A 2,441-nucleotide genomic window follows, 5' to 3' on the forward strand; every position below is an offset into this window, starting at 1 on the left:
GACACCGAACGAGGTAGAGTCCGAATGGTTCGAACGGAACAAGGCAGCTTGAGGAAACCAAAAACTCGCTGTCCGAAAGCTTTCCGGCTCCTCAGACACCCACGTTGTACGACTTTTCAGCGGAATACACCCATACTGGGTGACTTTTCACTGTCAATTAATAAAAAGGCACCCACGCTGGGTGACTTTTCAACCGAGAATCCCAGACCGGGTAGCTATGCGGCCTCGGCAGACGAAGCTGACGACCACGGCTGCCGAACAGACCACCGCGACGCAACGAGCAGACCGAACACCGCCCCACAGCCATGCGCCGACAGCCGCGACCCGGACCACGCCGTCCCACCGTGACAACAGCACAGTCCCGTCAACCCACCCAAGCCGGCCCACAGGGCACACACCGACGCCTGACCGGACACCCGCCCGAGGCACACAGACACCGCCGCGAGACACCCGACAGCGAAGTGCCAGCTCTCGGCCAGAACGATCCGCGGTTCGACTGCCGCACCGACTCGCAACGACCGAACCACTCACTCACCGGTGTCGCCATCCACGCCTTTTAACCGGCTACATACGCAAATTTGCAGATCAACGGTGCCCGGACCCCCTTTGGACACCGTCCACATCCCAAAAAAGAATGCATCCTCTGCAAATTTGCGGAGGATGCATGTCAAAACGGTGTCCGGAGGGGGACTTGAACCCCCACGCCCGATAAAGGGCACTAGCACCTCAAGCTAGCGCGTCTGCCATTCCGCCACCCGGACTGGTGTGCTCAGCAAGATTATCGGATCGCCGGGCGTGGACCAAATCGCGGCCTGAACTGCGGATTCTTAGGTGGTTGCGGAGGGTGGTTCGGCGCGGGCCGGGCCGGATTTGCCCGGCGCGGCCCGCGCGGGGGGTCAGTGGAGTTCTTCGAATGTACGTTCGAAGGCGAGGGAACCGTAGCCGTCGGCTACCTGGCGGTCGAGGAGGTTCTTGAGGGGGGCGACGAAGTCGAGGGTGACGCCCGCGTCGCGGCTGGCGCGGTTGATCGCGTCGAGTGCCGCCTTGTGGAAGGCGATGGGCTGGATGGAGTGGCCGGCGTAGTCGGCGGTATCGATGGCCTGGCCTTGCAGGGGGAGCGTCTGGGTCATCGCGGTGACCCATGCGGCGGCCCGCTGGGCGAATTCGGCGGCGGGCACGCCGACCGAACGCATCATGGCCGCGCCGTGCAGGAAGCCGCCGAACATGGCATACATGGCGGCGAGCAGGGCGAAGTCGTAGGTCGATGCGAAGCCGGCGTCATCGCCGAAGTATTCTGCGGCGGCCAGCAATTCGAGCGTCTCGCGGTGGGTGTCGAAGACGGTCCGCGAGCCGCTGTAGAGGATCGAGGCGCCGGGCTGGCCGATCATGGACGGCACCGCCATGATTCCGCCGTCGAGGTAGGCGATGTCGTGCCCGGCCGCCCAGCTGGCGAGTTCGCGGGCCTCGGCCGGTGCGGTGGTGGTCAGGTTGATCAGTTGCCGCCCCGCCAATCGGTCGGCCACCGGGTCGAGGGTGGCGTGCACCGAAGCGTGGTCGAGCAGGACGGTGATGATCGGGCCGCCCGCACTGATCGCCTCCTCGACGGTCGCGACGCCGACAGCTCCGGCGGCGACGAGTTCGGTGTCCTTGCCGGGGGTGCGGTTCCAGACCGTGGCCGACAGGCCCGCCTTCAGCAAGGTCGCGGCCAGGGCCTGGCCCATCGCGCCCAGTCCCAGGATGGTTACCGGGGTGTTCGTGGTTTCCGCCATTGCGGGGTTCAACTCCTTGGGTCGAGAACGTCCTGGTCAGCGCGCCGCAACCAAGACTGCTCGATACCCGGCGAGTGGGCAAGTACCTACTAATTTGTCTGGTACTTACTAATTGGTATGCGAACAGGTAGAGAGGATGCAGGATGGGTGCGAAGCGATCGGGACCATACTTCTGCGGTATCGACGCCGCGATGGATGTCATCGGCGGCAAGTGGAAGGCGTTGATCCTGTGGGAGCTGGAGAATTTCGGCGTCCGGCGTTTCGGCGAACTTCGCAAGGGGTTGCCGGGGGTCTCGGAGAAGATGCTGATCCAGCAGCTGCGCGAGCTGGAGGAAGACGGCATCGTCGAAAGGACCGTGTACCGCGAGGTCCCGCCGCGTGTCGAGTACCGGCTGACCGACCGCGGTGTCGCGCTGAACGCCGCGCTCGAGCCGCTGGGCGCGTGGGGCCGCGAGCGGATCGATCGGATCGGCGCGGAACGGGTACATCAGCAGGCCTGAAGTGAATCCTTCAAAAGTGAATGTTTCATTCTGGCAACATCATCGAGCGAAAGATCAAGCTACTAGTTGGTAACATTAGTTAATTTTGTGCATACAGCCCGTAATTGACGGCTAACCGGGGTCGTCGTATGTTCCACGTCACAACTTTGCACGATGTGGGTGGCGTGGCTAG

The 2,441-nt window shown here is 63.3% G+C and carries 2 protein-coding genes and 1 tRNA gene; 1 reads left to right on the top strand and 2 read right to left on the bottom strand.

The genetic code is table 11. The features are described from left to right. Positions 1–676 precede the first annotated feature (676 nt). Positions 677–761 (bottom strand) — tRNA-Leu (locus AB0M45_RS30030). A 135-nt stretch (positions 762–896) separates the two neighbouring features. After that, positions 897–1,769: an NAD(P)-binding domain-containing protein gene (locus AB0M45_RS30035; RefSeq protein WP_364336125.1), complete on the bottom strand. Its 873-nt coding sequence runs from the start codon at positions 1,767–1,769 to the stop codon at positions 897–899. A gap of 143 nt (positions 1,770–1,912) precedes the next feature. On the opposite strand from AB0M45_RS30035, the gene AB0M45_RS30040 reads away from it, so the two are divergent. Further along, entirely contained in the window at positions 1,913–2,269 is a 357-nt protein-coding gene (locus tag AB0M45_RS30040) for a helix-turn-helix domain-containing protein (protein ID WP_364336127.1), read from the top strand. Positions 2,270–2,441: the final 172 nt, after the last annotated feature.

It is taken from the genome of Nocardia sp. NPDC051787 (assembly GCF_040681325.1).
GTDB lineage: Bacteria > Actinomycetota > Actinomycetes > Mycobacteriales > Mycobacteriaceae > Nocardia.